The 1,770-nt window shown below is 48.6% G+C and carries 2 protein-coding genes; both read left to right on the plus strand.

All coding sequences use genetic code 11. The features are described from left to right. Positions 1 to 143: 143 nt before the first annotated feature. The gene (locus tag ACFRAK_RS28275; protein ID WP_394573080.1) at positions 144 to 734 is read left to right on the plus strand and encodes a TetR/AcrR family transcriptional regulator; all 591 of its coding nucleotides are present in this window, start codon (positions 144 to 146) and stop codon (positions 732 to 734) included. Positions 735 to 882: 148 nt separating this feature from the next. Then, the coding region (locus tag ACFRAK_RS28280; RefSeq protein WP_394573081.1) for a DJ-1/PfpI family protein at positions 883 to 1,770 on the plus strand (888 nt) is incomplete at its 3' end.

Raw genomic sequence — 1,770 nt, forward strand, 5'->3', positions numbered from 1 at the left:
GATATGTAGATCATAAAAAAGGACCGAACCGTCCGGTCTCTTTTATTCTACTACGTTATGGTGTTATATGTCACGCTAGAAATGTTACAATACGAGTACAGCTACACTGAAAACGATAGTGAAAGAAGGAAGGAATTGCTTTCATGCGTAAAGGTGAAAAAACCAAACTTCATATTATCATGAAATCGGCGGAGTTGTTCAATCAGAAGGGGTATGTCGGCACGACGATGCAGGACATTATCGACGCAACTGGCTTAACGAAGGGCGGTATATATAGAAACTTCGCTAATAAAGATGAGATTGCCATAGAAGCTTTCCAGTATGCAGGCGGGGTATTATGGAGTCATTTCGCCCAAGCCATGGAAGGACAAGAGACCGCATTGGATAAAATACTGGCCATGGCCAGCGTATATAGCGATACCGTACACAATCCTCCAATACAAGGAGGGTGTCCCTTCCTGAACACCGCGGTTGAGAGCGATCACTCATTTCCGGTCATTCGCGATCATGCAGTGCACGCCTTTGAGCAGATGCTGGCTTTCATTCAAGGGATCTTGATGGAGGGTATTGTGAAGAAGGAGTTCCGCGAGGATATGAATACCGAATCAGTAGGTTCCTTCATCTTCACCGCCATCGAGGGGGGGATCATGGCCAGCCGATTGATGCGTGACAATAAACATGTAGAGTATGCGACCCGGCAGATCGAGGCTCTGCTGCTCACTTACAAGAAATAATATCTATCACGAAAGACCACTCCAAGGAGTGGTCTTTGTCTTCTTCTGTGTTATATCACATTAGGTGCTTATGCACATTTGCAATTCAGATATAAAGCATATAACATAAAAAGAGACCGTACCGTCCGGTATCAAAAAATAAGGAGTGATGATTTTGCACATTCAGATCGTATTATTCGATGGTTTTGATCTGCTGGATGCAATCGGCCCCTATGAAGTCTTCTGTGCTGCAGGGATGTTTGCCGGGGAAGGCAAAGTAACCGTGGAGTTAGTTAGCGCCGAAGGGGCAAGGGAAGTACCAAGCGGCATGAACGGCCCCGCTATAGCCGCGACCCATTGGCTTGATCCGTATCGACCTGGCATTATTGTTGTGCCTGGAGCATCGGGACACCTGCAAGGCGAGGGGGTCCAGACCGTTCCGATGTTATTGGCCAAGGCGACGGAGACTCCCTTGGCAGGTCTTCTTAAACGGGCGATGGAGCAGAAAGACATAACCATCGCTACCGTATGCGGCGGCTCTATCTTGCTTGCAATGGAAGGGTTATTAGATGGTCGATATGCTGTAACGAATCACCTCGGAATGGAAGTTCTTCAAGCCGCAGGTGCAATCCCTGTGCAGGCCAGGGTGGTAGAAGATGGCCGATTGGTGACAGGTGGCGGAGTTACCTCCGGATTGGACGTTGCTTTGTATCTTGTGGAACGGGAACTGGGTCCTCAAATCTCACATGCGGTGGAGCAATTATTTGAATATGAACGGCGTGGAACGGTATGGCGATCAAGTGGGATTACATCTGTTGTCGGCAATCGTGAGGACGAGATCGTTAACGGAGACGATGCCGATCACGAACCCGCGTCAAGACATGGCAACGTTGCTGCCTTTGAGGGCACTTGGGATATCTTGATTACAACGCCGATCGGTAAACTTTCCGTGCAGCTGGAGATCACGTCAGAGCAAGGTCAAATCAGCGGAGTGGCTAGGCAAGGCAATGATACCGTCAGGTTCAAAGACCCCGCTATCCTTGATGATCGCCTAACC

This window comes from Peribacillus sp. NPDC056705 (genome assembly GCF_043656335.1).

What these genes read in the sequence shown, in the direction of transcription:
- ACFRAK_RS28275 (WP_394573080.1), top strand. Translation starts at nt 144, where the DNA reads ATGCGTAAAGGTGAAAAAACCAAACTTCATATTATCATGAAATCGGCG.